Genomic DNA, 15,799 nt, shown 5'->3' on the forward strand with positions numbered 1-15,799 from the left:
AGTGGTCTGGCCCGGTCCGGGCGTGGCCGCTATAGGACGGGCGGAACCTGTCGGTCCCGCTTGCTACTGTGCGGCGCCGAGAAAGGATGTGGAGCAGGTGGACGACGTTGAGAAGAACGCACTGTTGATGTTCCTGGAGGCGCAACGCGCCAGCGTTCTCGCGATCATCGATGGCCTCGACACCCAAGCCCTGACGACGTCCGTTCTGCCTTCGGGATGGACGCCGCTGGGCCTTGTGGAACACCTCGGCCATGCCGAGCGGCACTGGTTCCAGGAGATCGCGACCGGCTCCGCCGAGCCGCTGGCCTGGCCCGACGACGACCACATGCCACTGACCACCCCGCGACCGCCATCCGCCGTCTTCGCGTTCTACCGCACCCAGTGCGAGCGATCCAACGCGGTCCTCGCCTCCACGCCACTGTCGGCGCCGCCGCGAGGACGTCACCCGGGCTCGCTCGGCGAGGAGATCACCGACCTGCGCGGGATCGCACTGCACATGATCGAGGAAACCGCACGCCATGCGGGCCACCTCGACGTCGTGCGCGAACTGCTCGACGGAAAGACGGGGCTCGGACCTCGATAGCCCGGTATCCGTGTGGCGCCGTCGAGGACCTCCTCACGCCGGGGTCGTATCCAGCTCTTGGGTCAGCGCGCCTTCGCCACCGCGTCGATCTCGACCACGCTGCCGTACGGCAGTTCGGCCACTCCGACGACGCTGCGCGCCGGCCTCGGGTCCGGCCACAGGTCCAGGAACTGCTGGTTGGCGACGTCGCGCAGGGCGATGTCGGTGACGAAGTAGGTCAGCTTCACCACATCCTCCAGCCGCGCGCCCACGGTGGCCATCCGCCGCCGCATGGTGTCCACCGCCGCGTCGAGCGCCGCCCGGCCGTCGGCGACCACGGTGCCGTCGCCGCGCAGCGGCAGCGAACCGGAGACGAAGACCAATCCGCCGGCGACGACGGCCGGGCTGTACGGGTGTTGCGGGTCAGTGCTCAAAGGACGACCTCTTCCCGATCGGTCTCCGTCAGCACGCGCGCCAGCAGCCGCGGATCGACCGACCCGCCGCTGAGAATGGCCACATGCTTGCCGGTGGTCGCGCCGGCCAGATACGCGGCGAAGGTGACCGCGCCGCTCGGCTCGGCGACCAGCCGGGCGTCCAACGCCAGCCGGCGTACGGCGTCGAGGAGCTGTTCCTCGGTGACGGTCACGATCTCGTCCAGGTACCGGCTGATCTGCTCCCACGGCACCACGCCGAGGCCGGTGGTGCGCAGCCCGTCGGCGACGGTGCGGTAGGTCTGCTCGGGCTCCCACACCACGCGACGCCGCTCGCGCAGGCTCTGGGCGGCGTCCGAGGCCAGTTCCGGCTCGACCCCGACGACCAGCGTCCGCGGCCGCAGCGCCTTGACGGCGGTCGCCACGCCGGCCGCCAGACCACCTCCGCTGACCGGCACAAGCACCACGTCCGCGTCCGGCAGATCGGCAAGGATCTCCAGGCCGACGGTGCCCTGCCCGGCCACGATGGCCGGGTCGTCGAACGGCGGCACCGGAAGGTACCCGTACTGATCGGCGAGCTCGAACGGGCGGGTGTCGCGCTCGCTCGGCGGCACGATCACGATCTCGGCGCCCAGCGACCGCACGGCGGCCACCTTGTTCGGCGGCGTGGTGTCGGGCATGACGATCACCGCGTGCAGCCCGAGTCTCTGCGCCACCCAGGCCACGGCCCGCGCGTGGTTGCCGCTGGAATGCGCCACCACGCCGCGCTCGCGGGCCTGCGGCAGCAGTTGGCTGATCTTGTTGTACGCGCCGCGCAGCTTGAACGCCGACGTCGGTTGCAGCGACTCCGGTTTGATCCACAGCGGGCGTTCGGCGTCCGCCATCGCGTACGGCACCAGCGGGGTGCGCACCACCACGCCGGAGATCCGATCGGCGGCGGCGCGAATGTCCGCCAGCGACACAGGCTCGGTCATCCCAGTCGTCCCTTCACGGCCCGGCCGGGCCTTGCCTCTGGCAGCGGCTCGCCACCGCGCACCACGAACTCCCCGCCCACCAGCAGGTGGTCGACGCCGGCCGAGGCAAGCCCCGGCTCGGCGTAGGTCGAGCGGTCGGACACCGCGTCGAGGTCGAACACCACCAGGTCGGCGTCCGCGCCCACCTGCACCCGGCCCTTCCGCCGGAACTGCGGCGCGACGGCGGACATCACCTCGGCGGGCTGCAGGGTGCACCGCCGTACCGCCTCGATCAGCGTCAGCAGGCCGGATTCGCGCACCATCGCGCCGAGGAACCGGCAGAACGTGCCGCTCGTGCGCGGGTGCGACATCGCGTCCGCGGGCAATGGCCACGCGTCGGCGACCAGGTTCCCGTCCGGCGTGGCGAACGGGATCGCGTCGGAGGCGATCGCGGTGTCGGGCAGCAGCAGGGCGCGTTCCAGCACCGACCAGTCGGCCGGGTCGTCCTCGTCGAGATAGTGGATGGCGACCATCGCGCCCGGATCGGTGCGCTGGATCTCGGTCAGCCGCGCGGCGTCCCTTGGGCGTTCGCCGGTGGACAGCAGCACCAGGTCGCTCGGCGTGATCCCGACCCGGGCCAGGTTGCCTGGATGAAGGAACGGCACGCCGATGGTGGTCATCCCCGCCCCGTACGGGTAGGCCTCGGTGGACACCCGCAGCCCGTGCTCGCGCGCACCGGTCACCACCGCGCCGACCTCGTCGATCGCGCGCAGCGAGGTGCTGTTGATGTGGCACAGATGCATGTGCGCGCCGGTGCCTGACGCCGCGGCGACCACCTCGGCGATCCCCTCCAGCGCGGTCTCGGGGTCGTCGGGGTTCTTGAACCGGGCATGGGTGAACGTGGGCACGTCGTAGCGCGCGGCGAGCCGCGCGACCTGGAAGTACTCCTTGCGCCCCGTCTGCGGGGCATAGCCGAGCAGCACGCCGATGCCCAGTGCGCCTTGGTGCAGCTGGCCTTCCAGCTCGGCGACCACCCGATCGAGCTCGGCGGGGGTCGCCGGGTCACGCCAGCGCACGCCCCCGCAGAGCGCGGCGAAGCTCTCGAACCCGCCGTCCGGCTCGGCGCCGTCGAGCACTCGCATCCTCGCCATCGCCCAGGACGCCGAGTAGCCGAAGTTGATCGGGCGGCCCTCGTCGCTCGCGCGATCGTAGGTCGCCCGCACCGGTGCCGCCCCCGATTCCAGCTCCAGTGCGGTGGTCACCCCGTCCAGCGCCTGCATCCGTAGCGAGGAGACGGTCTGCGCGTGGCTGTGCAGGTCGATGAAGCCCGGCGCGAGCACCCGGCCCGACAGGTCGAGCTCCCGCCGGGCCGGCGCCGGCTCCACGGACACCGAGGTGATCTTGTCACCGGTAACGCCGACGTGTCGGACGGCGTCCAGTCCGGTCTCGGGATCAACTACGCGGGCACCGCGCAACAAAAGGTCGGTCACACGACAATCATCAAGGTTCGTCGCAATGTATGCGTACACTGCCGGAATCTGACATGTTAGGAGCCAGTCATCGCAGAATCCGCCATGCTCCGGGAGGGCGACCTGGAGCTGATCGACGCGCTTCAGGTGAACCCGCGCGCATCCTGGTCCGAGGTGGGCGCCGTACTGGACGTCGACCCGGCCACCGTGGCCCGGCGCTGGAAGCGGCTGACGGACGCCCGGCTCGCCTGGTGCACCGTCGCCCTCGGTCAGCGCCAGCTGCACACCATGAGCGTCGCGTTCCTGGAGCTCACCTGCGAGGCGGGGGCGGCCGGCGAGGTGGCCGCGGACCTCGCGCGGGAACCGCACGTGATAACCGTGCAGCACATCGCCGGGTCCTATGACCTGTGGGTCATCGCGATGGCGCCCGACCTGGCCGGGCTGTCCGAGTACCTGCTGCACCGATTGCCCCGGCAGCCCGGGATCACCCGGGTGCGCACCCACATCGCCACCCGCGCCTTCGACCTGAGCATGCGCTGGCGGCTGCGGGTGCTGAACAAGGCCCAGGCCGAGCGGCTGCGGCCCACGCAGGTCACGCCCGCGGCGACCCGGCCGATGGACGAGCTCGACCGCCGCCTGTTCGTCGCGCTCAGCATGGACGGGCGGCGGACCTTCGCCGAACTGGAAGCCGAACTCGACCTGTCGGCCCGTACCGTGCAACGCCGGATGAACCGGCTGATCGCGGTCGGCGACATCACCTTCCGCTGCGACCTGGCCCGGCAGCTCGCCGGCTGGCACGCCTCTGCGGTGCTGTGGCTGTCGATGCCGGACGACCATCTGGAGCGCACCGGCGAGCAGCTGCTGCGCTGGCCCGAGACGCGCACCTGCGCGGCCATCGCCGGCCCCGACAACCTGCTGCTCACCGTGGGCCTGCACGGGGTCGCCGATCTGCACGGGCTGGTCACCCGCCTGCGCAAGGAGTTCCCGCACGCCACGATCGTCGATCGGCAGATGGTGCTGCGGCAGGTCAAGCTGTACGGTCGCGTGCTCGACCCGGTCGGCCGCTGGGCGTCGACGACCCCGCTGGACCTCTGGGCGCTCGGCTCATAGCGCCGCACGCCCATCGCGTGCTGGTCAGGGCAGGTGGATCGACGCGCCGGGGCCGACCGGCAGGCCGGCGAAGTAGAAGATCGCCAGGATGACCGTCCACACCAGGCCGAACGCGGGCACGAACGGCAGCAGCCGGGAGACCAGCGTGCCGAGCTTGAGGTCCGGCTCGTACTTCTTCGCCTCGGCCAGGATGAAGTACAGGAAGATGTGCATGGGCGACACGGCCTGGGTGATGGAGTCGCCGATGCGGTGGGTGGCCTGGATGACCGCGGGCGAAAGGCCGAGCAGCATCAGCGCCGGCACCATCACGGTCGACTCCAGCGACCACAGCCCGGAGCCCGACGTGATCACCAGGTTGAGCACCGTGGACAGCACCACGAGGAACAGCAGGGCCGGGAACCCGACGAGGCCGATGGCCTTCGCGGTGCTCGCCAGCTCGACGGCGAGGTAGGTGGCCAGCCCGCTCCATGAGAGCACGCTGAGCGTCTGCGCCACGATGAAGATGAGCGTGATGAACCCGCCCATCTCCTTGATCGCGTTCGTCATCAGCTTGTAGACGCTGCGGTCCTCCTTGGCCAGCCCGACCGCGCGGCCGTAGGTGTAGCCGAACAGGAAGAACACCAGCGCGATGATCGGCACCAGGTTGTCCAGCAGCGGCGAGGGGATCAGCGAGCCCCCGGGGCCGCGCAGTGGGCTGCTCTGGATCAGCCACCCCACCAGCACGAGCGCCAGGAAGCCGGTCACCACGAGCCCGCTGATCAGCAGCGCCCGCCGTTCCCGCGCGGTCACCTCGACCTTCACGATGTCCTGACCGTCGGCGGGCTCCCACGCGGGCAGCCGCGGTTCGAGCACGCGGGAGATCAGCAGCCCGCCGACGATCGGCAGGATGAGCCCGGCCGCGGCGCCGAAGTAGTAGTTCATCGCGATGTTGGTGTCGTAGCCGGTGACCCCCGGCAGCAGGCCGGCGGCGCTCTTCGTTATGCCGGCCAGGCTCGCGTCCAGCGTGCCCACCAGCAGGCCGCCGCCGTAGCCGGTCGCGGTGCAGGCGTAGGCGCCGATCAGCCCGGCGAGCGGGTGCCTGCCGACCGCGCGGAACACCAGCGCCGCCAGCGGCGGGATCACCAGGAACGACGCGTCCGACATGACGTGCCCCTGGCAGGCGACGAAGGCCACCACATAGGGCACCAGCGATCGGTGCACCCGCGAGAACACCAGGCGTACGGCGGCCTCCAGCGCGCCGGTGCCCTGTGCCACCCCGACCCCGAGCACCACGGTCAGCACCGGTCCGAGGGCGGGGAAGCTGACGAAGTTGTCCACCGCGCTGTCGAGCAGGTGCACGATGCCCTCACCGGAGAGCACGCTCTTCACCGGCGTCACCTTGTCCGCGCCGGGCAGTTGCACGGTGGCGCCGAGGGCGGCGGCGATCGCCGAGGCGACCGAGATGAGGACGAACAGCCCGACGAACAGGACGAACGGGTTGGGCAGCCGGTTGCCCAGCCGTTCCACGCCGCCCAGCAGCCGGTCGAGGATCGTGCGTTGCTCGGTCTTCAGCATGGGGGGTTCCTCTGCGCAGCCCAGGCGATCGCTCGCGCGAATGATTTTGCACAGTATGGACAGCGCACCTATTTCCGCCGATTCATCACCAGATACCGGCACGTCGAGTGTGATTTGCGCAAGAATCTGTCATTCGGCGATAGGTGGGAGCCCGCACATCAGAGCAGGCGACCTCATCGGAGCATCGACGACCTGACGCAGATCCATGCGGCGTTCGCCGACGGAACGCTCAGGTCGGCGCCGTGATCCCCCACCCCGGGGTAGTGATCGTTCCCGCTGTCGTTAAAAAGGCCCTTCGCAGCTCATGCTCGTGATGACGTTGTCACTTAAAGCTCACCGCCCGCGGGGAGGAAGCAGCAATGATGAAGTCCCTCGGCAAGCAGGCCTTGGCAGTCGCGGCAGTGGTCACGTTGGGCAACGTCGGTGCCTTCCAGGCACACGCCGGTGCCACCGGCTTCTCAGCGGGCTACACCTGCCGCCTTCCGGTGCTGGGAACGAAACCTGTCACCATCAACGGCACGCTGACCACGTCGCCCAGCCGTATGACCACCGGCACCCCGACCCGCTTTCGGCTGCACATCTCGAGTCCGGGCCTGCGATCTCCGGTACCGATCGAGTCCTGGAACATCACCGCCGCGATCGAGGTCACCGGCGCGCAGACCGCCTCGTTCCGGATGACGGGATCCGGCGGTCTCATACCCGCGCGTCAGCCGATCACGGCGGACCTGGCCGGGGTCTGGACCCCGAGGGCCCGCGGTACCCACCGGTTGAGGGGCGGCAATGTCACGATCAGGGCGAACGTCTCACGCCTCGGCAACGTCACGGTGCCCTGCGTACCGAAGGAGCCCCGCCCGGTGATCGCGACGCTGGTGGTCACCTCACCACACGGCACCGGACGGTGAGCCGCAGCGGTCAGCCGGGCTGCCCAGAGGATGCGAGTTCGGGGATGCGGTCGCGGTAGCGCGCCAGCAGCCGCTTGTTCACCGCGTCCCCGCCGGGGACGTTGGCGCTCACCCAGCGCGGCAGCTCGACACCGCGCGCGATGGCGAGATCGTCGAGCTCGGCGAGCAGCCGCGACCAGGCGTACGCGGCCAGGATCGTGGAGACCGCGGCGGTATGGGGCGATCCGGACGGGTACACGACGTCGCCCGGCGGCACCGCGGTGTCGAGCACGACCGTGGCGTGGTCGGCCAGCTTGGTCTCGGCGCGCGCGTCGGCGCGCACCGACGCCTCTGGCGAGGTCACCGCGATCACCGCCATCCCACGGGCGGCGCACTCCTGGGCGATCTCGACCGGGTACGGGTTGCGTCCGCTGGTGGAGAACACCACCGCGACGTCCGGGGGCCGGGGCCCGGTCTTCTGGACGACCGAACGGCCGAGACCCGGCCGCCGCTCCGCCTCGGTGCTGCCCAGCGCGTCGGCGAGAGGCAGCACGGCGGGGTCCCACAGAGGCCGGACCGGCGCGATCCCGCCGGCGCGGTAGAACGTCTCGCAGACCAACGTGAGCGAATGGCCGGCACCGGCGGCGTGCACGATGCCGTCGGACTCGATGGCGTCGAGAAGCAGTGCCGCCGCCGTTCGGATCGCCGGGGCCGACCGTGCGTCGAGGTCGTCGAGCAGGGAGCGCACGCGGTCGGCGAGGTCAGTCATCGGGCAGGGCCTCCTTCAAAGCCACGGACAGGGCATCGCCGTCGGGAGCCGCCCGCAGCCGGTCGGCCAGGCCTGCCGAAAGCGCGCGGGCGAGCGTGCCGAGCGTGCCGATGTGCGCGTCGGGGCCGGAGGTGCAGAACGCGAGGAGGAGGTCGACCGGATCGTTGTCGGGGTGGCCGAATTCCACCGGGGCGGCCAGCCGCGTCACGGCCACGCCGACGTCCATCCCGCCCTCCTCGGGGCGGGCGTGCACCAGGGCCAGGCCCTTGGTCAAGACGATGTAGGGACCGTTCTGCTCGACCACCGCGACGCAGGCGTCCGGGTAGCCCTCCCCCGCCGCGCCGAGCTCGACGAGGACGGCGGCCGACCGGCGCACCGCGGCCCGCCAGTCGGCCGCGACCACGCCTTCGCGCGCGCCGACCACCGTCACGCCAGCCACCCCTGCTCGGTGAACCGCTCCCGCAGGGCGGCCTGCAACCCGTCGGTGTCGAGGAAGTCGCTGATCGTGATGACGACCGGGGCCAGATCGGGCAGCTCGCTGGTGTGCATCTCCTGGCCGATCACGACGTCAGGCCACATGCCGCGCGCGGTGGACACGTCGGTGCACTCCACGCGGGCGTCCACGCCCAGCGCGCGCAGCGCGTCCTCGGCGGTCATCTTCAGCATGAGGCTGGTCCCCATGCCGACGCCGCAGACGGTCAGCACGTCGAGTGTTCTGTCCAAGGCCATCGCCTACTCCATTCGTTCTCAGGCCTGCTCGGCGGCCGTCTCGGGCGTGCCCTCGGGCGCGGCGGACCGCTCACGGCGGCCCAGGATCAGCAGGGTGACGACGGTCGCCACCAGCGCCGCGATGGGGATCGCCCAGATGGCGGCGCCGTTGATGATCGGGTCAAGCGTCTTGATCAGCCAGGCGATCGCGTACCAGTCGGGATCGGCCAGCGTGGCGAGCTCGGGTGCGGTCCGGTCGAACAGACTCCAGGTGACGGCCTGGCCCACCGCCAGCATCAACCCGGTCAGCACGCCGCCGATCACCGCGCCGCGCCAGCCGGCCACGGCGTTGCCGAACAACCCGGCCGCGCCGCCCACGAAGAACAGCATGATCATGGGTGGCACCAGAGTGAACCAGCCGGCCCCGGCGAACACGCCCAGGCAGGCGAGGAACACGACCATGGAGGCCACGAAGCCGACCATCACGGCGGTCGGCGCCACCGGGAAGACGGCCGGGGCGTCGAGCGCGGGACGGGTACCGGGAATCACCTTGTCGCCGAAGCCCTTGAACGCGGGCACGATCTCGGCCAGGAACATCCGTACGCCGTAGAGCAGGATCGCGATGCCGCCCGCGAAGCGCAGACCGACCAGCAGCCCCCAGACCCAGGGCGAGAGCTTCGCGTCCATCTGCGCCGCCTGCTCGGCGACCACCCGGTCGTCGGCGAAGGCCACCGCCACCAGCACGATGACCGAGATGACCAGGGCGGTGCTGACGTTGATGTCCTTGAAGAACGACAGCTGCCTCGGGAGCTTCAGCCTCTCGGTGTCGTGCTTGTCGCGGTCGCCGAACGGGCGGGCGACGTACCCGGTGACCAGGCAGGCCAGCGAACTCGTGTGCGCGAACCCGAACCGGTCGTCCGGGACCACCCGGCGCATCAGCGGCCGCATCCACAGCGGCTGCAGCGTCCAGTAGGCGGCCACGAAGCCCGCGCCGCACAGCACCAGCGTCAACTGGTCGGCGTCCGGCACGATCGTCACCAGCGAGGCGACGGTGACCGTACTGATCCAGAACATGAGATGGCCGGTGAGGTACAGGTACCGGGCGGCGGGGAAGATCCGCACGATCAGCACATGCGCCAGGAACGCGACGGTGATGACCAGCGCGATGGTGCCACCCTGCCCGGCCAGGAAGTCGGCGAGCGTGTGATCGGCCTTCGGCGGCGTGGTGCCCACCGCGCTGGCGAGCACCGTCTGGAAGCTGGTCAGGCCGCCGGTGAAGACCTCGATGCCGATGAACAGGATGACGACGCCGATCGTCGCCCGCAGAGCACCGGCCAGGGTGTCCTCGAAGCGCTTGCGCTGCAGCAGCAGCCCGATGAGGGTGATCAGCCCGATGAGGATGGGCACCTGGCCGAACACGTTGTCGGCCAGGAAGGTGAGGATGTCCTTGACGATGTCCACGGGGGCACCTCGCTTCTCAAGGCGATGAGGGGGCGTGCGGTGGTGCTCGGTCGGGGGCCTGGGTCAGCGCGGAGACCGGGGTCAGTAACGGGGGCCGGTATCAGTACGGGCGCCGGGGTCAGTGCGGAGCCGGACGCAGTTCCAGTTCGAGCCGGTATCGGTCCCCCCGATAGACCGAGCGGACGAACTCGACTACGCGGCCCTCTTCGGTGCGGGACAACCGCTCGAAGAGGAAGGCGGGTGCGTGTACCGGGACGCCGAGCTTCTCCGCCTCTTCCGGGGTGGTGACGGTCGGCTCGATCGTCTCGGCGGCCGTGGCGATGTGGACGTCCCGCCGCCGCAGCAGCGCGTAGAGGGATCGTCCCTCCAGATCCTTGCGGCGCAGCTCGGGCAGCAGCTGTTTGGACATGAACAGGGTCTCGATGGCCATGGGCGCGTCGTCCGCGAGCCGCAGACGGCGAATGGTAAATACCTCTTCGGCGGGTGAAACGGACAGCCGCCGACCGATCTTGGCCCCCGCCGGACCGGTCCGAAAGGACAGCACCCGGCCGCCGGGCCGCATCCCGCGCCGGATCATGTCCTCGGTGAACGAGGTCATGGTGAGCGGAACGGCGATGCGGGGTTCGGTCACGTACGTGCCGCTCCCCTGCCGCCGGTCCAGCAGGCCATCGGTCACGAGCTGGTCTATCGCCGCCCGTACGGTCGGCCGGGAGACGCCGAGATCCTCAGCCAGCCGGCGTTCGGGCGGGAGGGCGTCGCCGACCTTCAGGACGTCGAGCATCGCCAGCAGCTCGCGGCGCACCGTACGCCGTTTCGTCTGCATGGTGCCCGCCCTGCCGGCCGATCCCACCACGTCTTCCTCCAGTGACCGTCGGTTCCGCCGAGGCAAAGGTAGGCACGCTCGTCGCGAATGGTCAATACCACTTTGTTGATGTTTGCCGTGGCAGAGCATCGTCGGCGCGTTTTACGGTCGCTATCAGTCGACTGAGGCACGCGCGCATTTACGCGCGCCGGGAGAGGCGGCCAAATGAGAAGCGGTGCGATGAGAGGCGGCCAGATGAGAGGCAGCCGGATGAGAGGCTTCGCGCGGAGCACGCTGGCATTGGCACTGCCCCTGGTACTGCCCGCGATCCTGAGCGTCGCACCGGCTCGCGCCGACACAGCGGCAGACGGCGGGGACTGGCGCCTGATCCGCGCCGAGTCGTTCGACAAGGCGCTGGACGACCGGCGCTCCCCGTGGTTCCTCGACGACGACGGACCCTCGAGTCCGTACAACGTCGACGTCTACGACAACGACGGCGCCTTCTTCGAGACCGTGGGCGGCCCGGCCTTCCGGGAGCAGCTCGCGACGTTCGACACCTACCGCAGGTCGTTCGGCTTCGGCGCCCACGGCTGGCTCACCGCCGAGCTGGCCGCGCGCGACACCGACCGCGACGGCCGTCCGGACGCACCGCCCACCCTCACCGCGCGGAACGGCGTGGCGCACCTGAACGAGCCGAGCCACCAAGGCGGCGTGCTCATCCGATCCACCCGGCCGCTGCCGGCCGAGTACCGCGTGGAAATGACCCTGCGCGGCCTCGACTTCGGCGGGCAGCGCGACGGATCGTGGGACTACCCCGACGGCCGGGTCAACGGGTACTCACCCGAGGGCTGCAAGACCAACCATCCGTGGGGCTCCGGCGGCGACTTCGCCCGGCCGGAGTGCTCCTGGGTCGACGTGCGCGCGGACTCCAACGGGTTCTACTACCTGGGGATCATGGATTACGCGCGCCCGGCGCCGCACAACAACGTCTTCATCCACACGCACCGCAAGGTGGCGATGGACTCCTACAACCGGTACAACTACACCGGCACCGGCCTGCGTGTCTGCAACCCGGCCACCGGGCAGTACGAGCCGTACTCCGCGAGCACCGGCAACGGCGTCAACGCCATCTTCATGACCGACGACCGGCGGTACGCGACGCAACCCGGCACCGAGTACCTGATGCACAGCGAGTGCGGATTCGCCAAGGGCGGCGCGATCGTGTCCCAGGTGGACCTGCGGCCGGAACTGCTGCCGCGCGAGACCTACCGCTTCGCCGTCGAACGCCGTGACGGCGCGTACACCATGGAGATGTCCGGCGTCTTCGCCCACGTCGGCCAGGCGACGTACCGCTACACCCGCCCGTTCGTCCAGAACGGCGAGCCGATCTGGCACTACAACCAGAAGCCCGAGGAGTACGACGGCGCGTTCAACGGGGAGTGGACCTGGACCGGAGCGGGCGGCACTCTGGTCGACGAGAACGTCTGGCCGGCCGGCTCGGCCTACCCCGACCACTTCATCATCGGCGACCCCCACATGAACTTCTACGAGGGAAACGCGCAAGTCGACGACGTCCGCCTCTACGTACCATCCGCGCGGTAGACCACCGGCACCCGGCGCCGCAAGATCGCCGCGATCAGCCCACAGGCGGTCGTGAAAGAATCCAGAACGTCTATGAACACAGATGATCGGGTGTTGGCCGGGCGGTATCGGCTGCTCGAGCGCCTCGGTGCCGGGGGTATGGGCTCTGTGTGGCGCGCACGGGATGAGCCGGCCGGTCCCAAGTCCGAATCGCCGTCAAGGAGCTGCTCGTTCCCCCGGGGCTCGACAAGGACACGTGGCGCGACGCGGAGCTCCGGGTATTGCGCCACGACGGCCGCGCCGTCCACACCGACTTCGGCATAGCGAGCCTCGACGGCGACGCCTCGCTCACCCGGAGCGGTGCGCTGATCGGATCGCCCGCCTTCATGGCGCCCGAGCGCGCCCGCAGCGAGCCCGGCGGCCCCGAATCGGACCTGTGGTCACTGGGCGCCGCGCTCTACACGCTCGTCGAGGGCCGCACCCCCATTCGCCCGCGCGACGGTGATGGGAACGCTCGGCGCGGTGCTGACCGAGCCGCCCGACCCGCCCCACGCGGCAGGCCCGCTGACGCCCGTCCTGCTCGCGCTACTGGCCAAGGACCCGGCCGAGCGGCCTAACGCCGAGGGCGCGGAGACGGCACTGCGTGCCGTGACCGGCGGAGCGGAACCCGCCCTGCCGCCGACCGCCCCGCTACATAACGTGGTGACGGGCCCCGTGCCCACCCGCCCGGCTCGCCGTCGCGGGCCTTACCTGGTGCCGGTACTGGCCGTGCTGGCCGCTCTCGTCGTGACCACCGCGGTAGGAGCCACAGTGCGGGCCAGGGACGGCACGCCGGACACCGCGTCGGGCCGTACGACGGCCGCGGACACCAGCACGCGGGCCACCGCTCCGCAGGCGAGATTCGCCTCGCGCCCGAACCCGTGCGGGCTCATCACCGCCGAGCAGGCGACGCGCTACATTCACGGGCGCTTCGTGGGCCGGTCGTCGACGTCTGCGCCTTCGACGATGCCTAGGTGATCAAGGACGCCCGCTCAGCTGGATGTGCGACGGAACCGGGTGGCCCTGGTCGGCTGAGTCTTGACAGCCCGGCCTCAAACCGGTTTAGTTCAAACCGGTTTAGTTAACGGAATGTTCTTCTTTCCACTGGATGTGCCATGGCCGAGCGACGTCCGACGATTGCCGACGTGGCGCGCCGCGCGGGTGTGTCGAAGGGGACGGTGTCCTTCGCGCTCAACGGACGTCCGGGCGTCGCCGCCGCCACCCGGGAACGCATCCTGGAGGCCGCCGAAGCGCTCAGCTGGCGTCCGAACCATCGCGCCCGCTCGCTCTCGGTCTCCCGCGCGTTCGCGCTCGGCCTCGTCATCGCCCGAGATCCGTCGCTGCTCGGCTCCGACCCCTTCTTCCCGACATTCATCGCCGGGGTCGAAACCGTCCTCGCCGAGCGTGGTCAGGCCCTCGTCCTTCAGGTCGTCGGAGGGGGACAAGCCGAGACGGAGGGCTATCGGCGCCTCGCAGAGGACGGGCGGGTGGACGGTGTCTTCCTCACCGACCTGCGGCGGAATGACCCTCGGATCGCCCTGGTCGAAAGGCTCGGGCTCCCGGCCATCACGCTCAACCGGCCGGACGTCCCCTCCCCTTTCCCAGCGGTCTGTCTGAACGACCGGCCGGGCATCACCGCCGCCGTCGACCACCTCGTCGGGCTCGGCCACGCCCGAATCGCGCACGTGGCCGGGCCCGACGACTTCCTGCACGGCCGCGGCCGCCGGGAGGCCTTCCTCGACGCCCTCGCCGCGCACGGCCTGCCCCTCGGCCGGGTCGAGGTCGGCGACTTCACCGCGTCCGGCGGCACCGCCGCCACCCGGCGCCTGCTGGCCGCACCCGACCCACCGACCGCGATCGTGTACGCCAACGACCTGATGGCGATCGCCGGGATCAACGTCGCACACGGCCTCGGCATCAGCGTGCCGGCGCGGCTTTCGGTCGCGGGTTACGACGACACCGAGTTGTCGGCGCACCTCCACCCGCCGCTCACCACGGTACGCACCGACGTGTTCGGCTGGGGGCAGGTCGCCGCCCGCAGCCTGCTCGCCCTCATCAACGGAGAGTCCGCGGGGGACGTCGAGCTCGAACCCGCGCGGTTGGTCGTCCGGCGATCGACCGCCCCACCCCACGACGTCTGAGAGGGCGCCTCACCCTCTCGGCACACACCCCACCCCGGAGGACTCATGAAGCACCTCAGCATCACGGCGGGCCTCGCCGCCATCGTGATGACCGCCGCGTCCGCCTGTGGTGGCGGCGACACCTCCAGCAAGCCGGACGCCGCGCCGGCCCGTGGACCGATCACGATCTGGTATTCGAACAACCCGGAGGAGGTGGCCTGGGGCAGGCAGATGGTCGAGGCATGGAACGCCGGCCATCCGAGCGAGAAGGTCACCGGGCAGGAGATTCCGGCCGGCAAGACCTCCGAAGAGGTCATCGCCGCGGCCATCACCGCCGGCAACGCGCCCTGCCTCATCTACAACACCGCGCCGGCGGCCATCCCGCGGTTCCAGAAACAAGGCGGTCTGGTCCCACTCGACGACTTCGACGACGCGAAGACCTACATCGAAGCCCGTACCGGCGACCGGGCCGCGCAGTACCGCTCTCCGGACGGCAAGTACTACCAGATGCCGTGGAAATCGAACCCCGTCATGATCTTCTACAACAAGAAGATGTTCGCCAAGGCCGGCATAGACACCGAGAACCCACCGCTCGCGACATACGAGCAGTTCCTCAACACCTCCCGCAAGGTGGTGGCGGGCAAAGCCGCGGGCCATGCGATCTGGCCGTCGCCGGGGGCCGAGTTCTTCCAGCCCTGGTTCGACTTCTACCCGTTGTTCGCCGCGGAGACCGGGGGCAAGCAGCTCCTCAAGGACGGCAAGGCGCAGTTCACCTCGCCGGAGGGCGAGCGGGTCGCCTCCTTCTGGAAGACGCTGTACGACGAGAAGCTCGCGTCCAAGGAGACCTACAACGGTGACTCGTTCGCCGACGGCAAGGCCGCGATGGCGATCGTCGGGCCCTGGGCGATCTCGGTGTACAAGGACAAGGTCGACTGGGGCGTCGTGCCGGTGCCCACCTCCACCGGCAGGTCACCGGCCGACACCTACACGTTCAGCGATGCCAAGAACGTCGCGATGTTCTCCGCGTGCAAGAACCGCGGCACCGCCTGGGACCTGCTGAAGTCCGGGACCACCAAGGAGCAGGACGGCAAGCTGCTGGAGTTGACGGGCCAGATGCCGATGCGGTCCGGGCTTCCCGGGGCCTACTCGGATTACTTCGCCCAGCACAAGGCGTACGAGACGTTCGCGGCTCAGGCGGACCGCACGGTCGAAGTGCCCAATGTCGCGAACTCCATCGAGATCTGGCAGACATTCCGCGACGCCTACTCCCGGTCGGTCATCTTCGGAAAGCAGGACCCCAAGGCCGCCTTCGGCGAAGCGGCGAGCAAGGCCGACGGCCTTGCCGCCGGTTCGTGACAC

General features: G+C 70.1%; 17 protein-coding genes. 8 read left to right on the top strand and 9 right to left on the bottom strand.

Annotated elements, in window-relative coordinates:
* Nucleotides 1-97 precede the first annotated feature (97 nt).
* Nucleotides 98-583, top strand: coding sequence for a DinB family protein (locus tag HKK72_RS19475; protein WP_222720888.1), 486 nt, complete (start codon nt 98-100; stop codon nt 581-583).
* Between the two features lie 62 nt (nt 584-645).
* On the opposite strand, the gene HKK72_RS19480 is transcribed toward HKK72_RS19475, so the two are convergent.
* The 3 genes from HKK72_RS19480 to HKK72_RS19490 are packed head-to-tail and all read right to left on the bottom strand — an operon-like array spanning nt 646 to nt 3,436.
* Nucleotides 646-996 (bottom strand): RidA family protein, encoded by a 351-nt coding sequence (locus HKK72_RS19480; protein WP_187235817.1) that lies wholly within the window; start codon nt 994-996, stop codon nt 646-648.
* Nucleotides 993-1,967, bottom strand: coding sequence for a threonine/serine dehydratase (locus HKK72_RS19485; protein ID WP_187235818.1), 975 nt, complete (start codon nt 1,965-1,967; stop codon nt 993-995). The genes HKK72_RS19480 and HKK72_RS19485 overlap by 4 nt, the downstream gene beginning before the upstream one ends.
* Complete coding sequence (locus HKK72_RS19490) at nt 1,964-3,436, bottom strand: amidohydrolase family protein (protein WP_315987338.1); 1,473 nt, start codon at nt 3,434-3,436, stop codon at nt 1,964-1,966. Before HKK72_RS19490 ends, HKK72_RS19485 begins: the two co-directional genes overlap by 4 nt.
* Before the next feature lie 84 nt (nt 3,437-3,520).
* Between HKK72_RS19490 and HKK72_RS19495 the strand changes: the two genes are divergently transcribed.
* Complete coding sequence (locus HKK72_RS19495; RefSeq protein ID WP_187235819.1) at nt 3,521-4,525, top strand: Lrp/AsnC family transcriptional regulator; 1,005 nt, start codon at nt 3,521-3,523, stop codon at nt 4,523-4,525.
* 24 nt (nt 4,526-4,549) lie between these two features.
* Here HKK72_RS19495 and HKK72_RS19500 read toward each other — a convergent pair whose 3' ends face one another.
* A complete protein-coding gene (locus HKK72_RS19500) occupies nt 4,550-6,079 on the bottom strand; it encodes an AbgT family transporter (protein WP_187235820.1) in 1,530 nt (509 codons plus the stop codon).
* Between the two features lie 359 nt (nt 6,080-6,438).
* On the opposite strand from HKK72_RS19500, the gene HKK72_RS19505 reads away from it, so the two are divergent.
* Nucleotides 6,439-6,981 (top strand): hypothetical protein, encoded by a 543-nt coding sequence (locus HKK72_RS19505; protein WP_187235821.1) that lies wholly within the window; start codon nt 6,439-6,441, stop codon nt 6,979-6,981.
* A gap of 10 nt (nt 6,982-6,991) precedes the next feature.
* Here HKK72_RS19505 and HKK72_RS19510 read toward each other — a convergent pair whose 3' ends face one another.
* The 5 genes from HKK72_RS19510 to HKK72_RS42240 form a co-directional block, all read right to left on the bottom strand.
* The gene (locus HKK72_RS19510) at nt 6,992-7,729 is read right to left on the bottom strand and encodes an SIS domain-containing protein (RefSeq protein ID WP_187235822.1); all 738 of its coding nucleotides are present in this window, start codon (nt 7,727-7,729) and stop codon (nt 6,992-6,994) included.
* Nucleotides 7,722-8,159, bottom strand: coding sequence for a PTS sugar transporter subunit IIA (locus HKK72_RS19515; RefSeq protein WP_187235823.1), 438 nt, complete (start codon nt 8,157-8,159; stop codon nt 7,722-7,724). Before HKK72_RS19515 ends, HKK72_RS19510 begins: the two co-directional genes overlap by 8 nt.
* Nucleotides 8,156-8,458: a PTS sugar transporter subunit IIB gene (locus HKK72_RS19520; protein WP_187235824.1), complete on the bottom strand. Its 303-nt coding sequence runs from the start codon at nt 8,456-8,458 to the stop codon at nt 8,156-8,158. Before HKK72_RS19520 ends, HKK72_RS19515 begins: the two co-directional genes overlap by 4 nt.
* 18 nt (nt 8,459-8,476) lie before the next feature.
* Entirely contained in the window at nt 8,477-9,898 is a 1,422-nt protein-coding gene (locus HKK72_RS19525) for a PTS ascorbate transporter subunit IIC (protein WP_187235825.1), read from the bottom strand.
* 118 nt (nt 9,899-10,016) lie between these two features.
* A complete protein-coding gene (locus HKK72_RS42240) occupies nt 10,017-10,721 on the bottom strand; it encodes a GntR family transcriptional regulator (protein ID WP_187235826.1) in 705 nt (234 codons plus the stop codon).
* Nucleotides 10,722-10,970: 249 nt separating this feature from the next.
* On the opposite strand from HKK72_RS42240, the gene HKK72_RS19535 reads away from it, so the two are divergent.
* From HKK72_RS19535 to HKK72_RS19550, 5 genes are all read left to right on the top strand, one after another.
* Nucleotides 10,971-12,302: a hypothetical protein gene (locus HKK72_RS19535; RefSeq protein ID WP_187235827.1), complete on the top strand. Its 1,332-nt coding sequence runs from the start codon at nt 10,971-10,973 to the stop codon at nt 12,300-12,302.
* A gap of 260 nt (nt 12,303-12,562) precedes the next feature.
* Complete coding sequence (locus HKK72_RS42800; protein ID WP_222720890.1) at nt 12,563-12,898, top strand: protein kinase domain-containing protein; 336 nt, start codon at nt 12,563-12,565, stop codon at nt 12,896-12,898.
* Nucleotides 12,786-13,298, top strand: coding sequence for a hypothetical protein (locus HKK72_RS39950; RefSeq protein ID WP_222720896.1), 513 nt, complete (start codon nt 12,786-12,788; stop codon nt 13,296-13,298). Before HKK72_RS42800 ends, HKK72_RS39950 begins: the two co-directional genes overlap by 113 nt.
* A gap of 137 nt (nt 13,299-13,435) precedes the next feature.
* Entirely contained in the window at nt 13,436-14,461 is a 1,026-nt protein-coding gene (locus HKK72_RS19545; RefSeq protein WP_187235828.1) for a LacI family DNA-binding transcriptional regulator, read from the top strand.
* 45 nt (nt 14,462-14,506) lie between these two features.
* Nucleotides 14,507-15,796 (top strand): extracellular solute-binding protein, encoded by a 1,290-nt coding sequence (locus HKK72_RS19550; protein ID WP_187235829.1) that lies wholly within the window; start codon nt 14,507-14,509, stop codon nt 15,794-15,796.
* Nucleotides 15,797-15,799: the final 3 nt, after the last annotated feature.

Origin of the sequence: Actinomadura sp. HBU206391, from assembly GCF_014323665.1 — a bacterium.
Classification (GTDB): Bacteria; Actinomycetota; Actinomycetes; order Streptosporangiales; family Streptosporangiaceae; genus Actinomadura_C.

Coding starts and splice junctions, on each gene's coding strand:
- HKK72_RS19485 (WP_187235818.1), bottom strand. CDS start 1,967: ATGACCGAGCCTGTGTCGCTGGCGGACATTCGCGCCGCCGCCGATCGG.
- HKK72_RS19495 (WP_187235819.1), top strand. CDS start 3,521: ATGCTCCGGGAGGGCGACCTGGAGCTGATCGACGCGCTTCAGGTGAAC.
- HKK72_RS19500 (WP_187235820.1), bottom strand. CDS start 6,079: ATGCTGAAGACCGAGCAACGCACGATCCTCGACCGGCTGCTGGGCGGC.
- HKK72_RS19505 (WP_187235821.1), top strand. CDS start 6,439: ATGATGAAGTCCCTCGGCAAGCAGGCCTTGGCAGTCGCGGCAGTGGTC.
- HKK72_RS19510 (WP_187235822.1), bottom strand. CDS start 7,729: ATGACTGACCTCGCCGACCGCGTGCGCTCCCTGCTCGACGACCTCGAC.
- HKK72_RS19520 (WP_187235824.1), bottom strand. CDS start 8,458: ATGGCCTTGGACAGAACACTCGACGTGCTGACCGTCTGCGGCGTCGGC.
- HKK72_RS42240 (WP_187235826.1), bottom strand. CDS start 10,721: ATGCAGACGAAACGGCGTACGGTGCGCCGCGAGCTGCTGGCGATGCTC.
- HKK72_RS19535 (WP_187235827.1), top strand. CDS start 10,971: ATGAGAGGCTTCGCGCGGAGCACGCTGGCATTGGCACTGCCCCTGGTA.
- HKK72_RS39950 (WP_222720896.1), top strand. CDS start 12,786: ATGGGAACGCTCGGCGCGGTGCTGACCGAGCCGCCCGACCCGCCCCAC.
- HKK72_RS19545 (WP_187235828.1), top strand. CDS start 13,436: ATGGCCGAGCGACGTCCGACGATTGCCGACGTGGCGCGCCGCGCGGGT.
- HKK72_RS19550 (WP_187235829.1), top strand. CDS start 14,507: ATGAAGCACCTCAGCATCACGGCGGGCCTCGCCGCCATCGTGATGACC.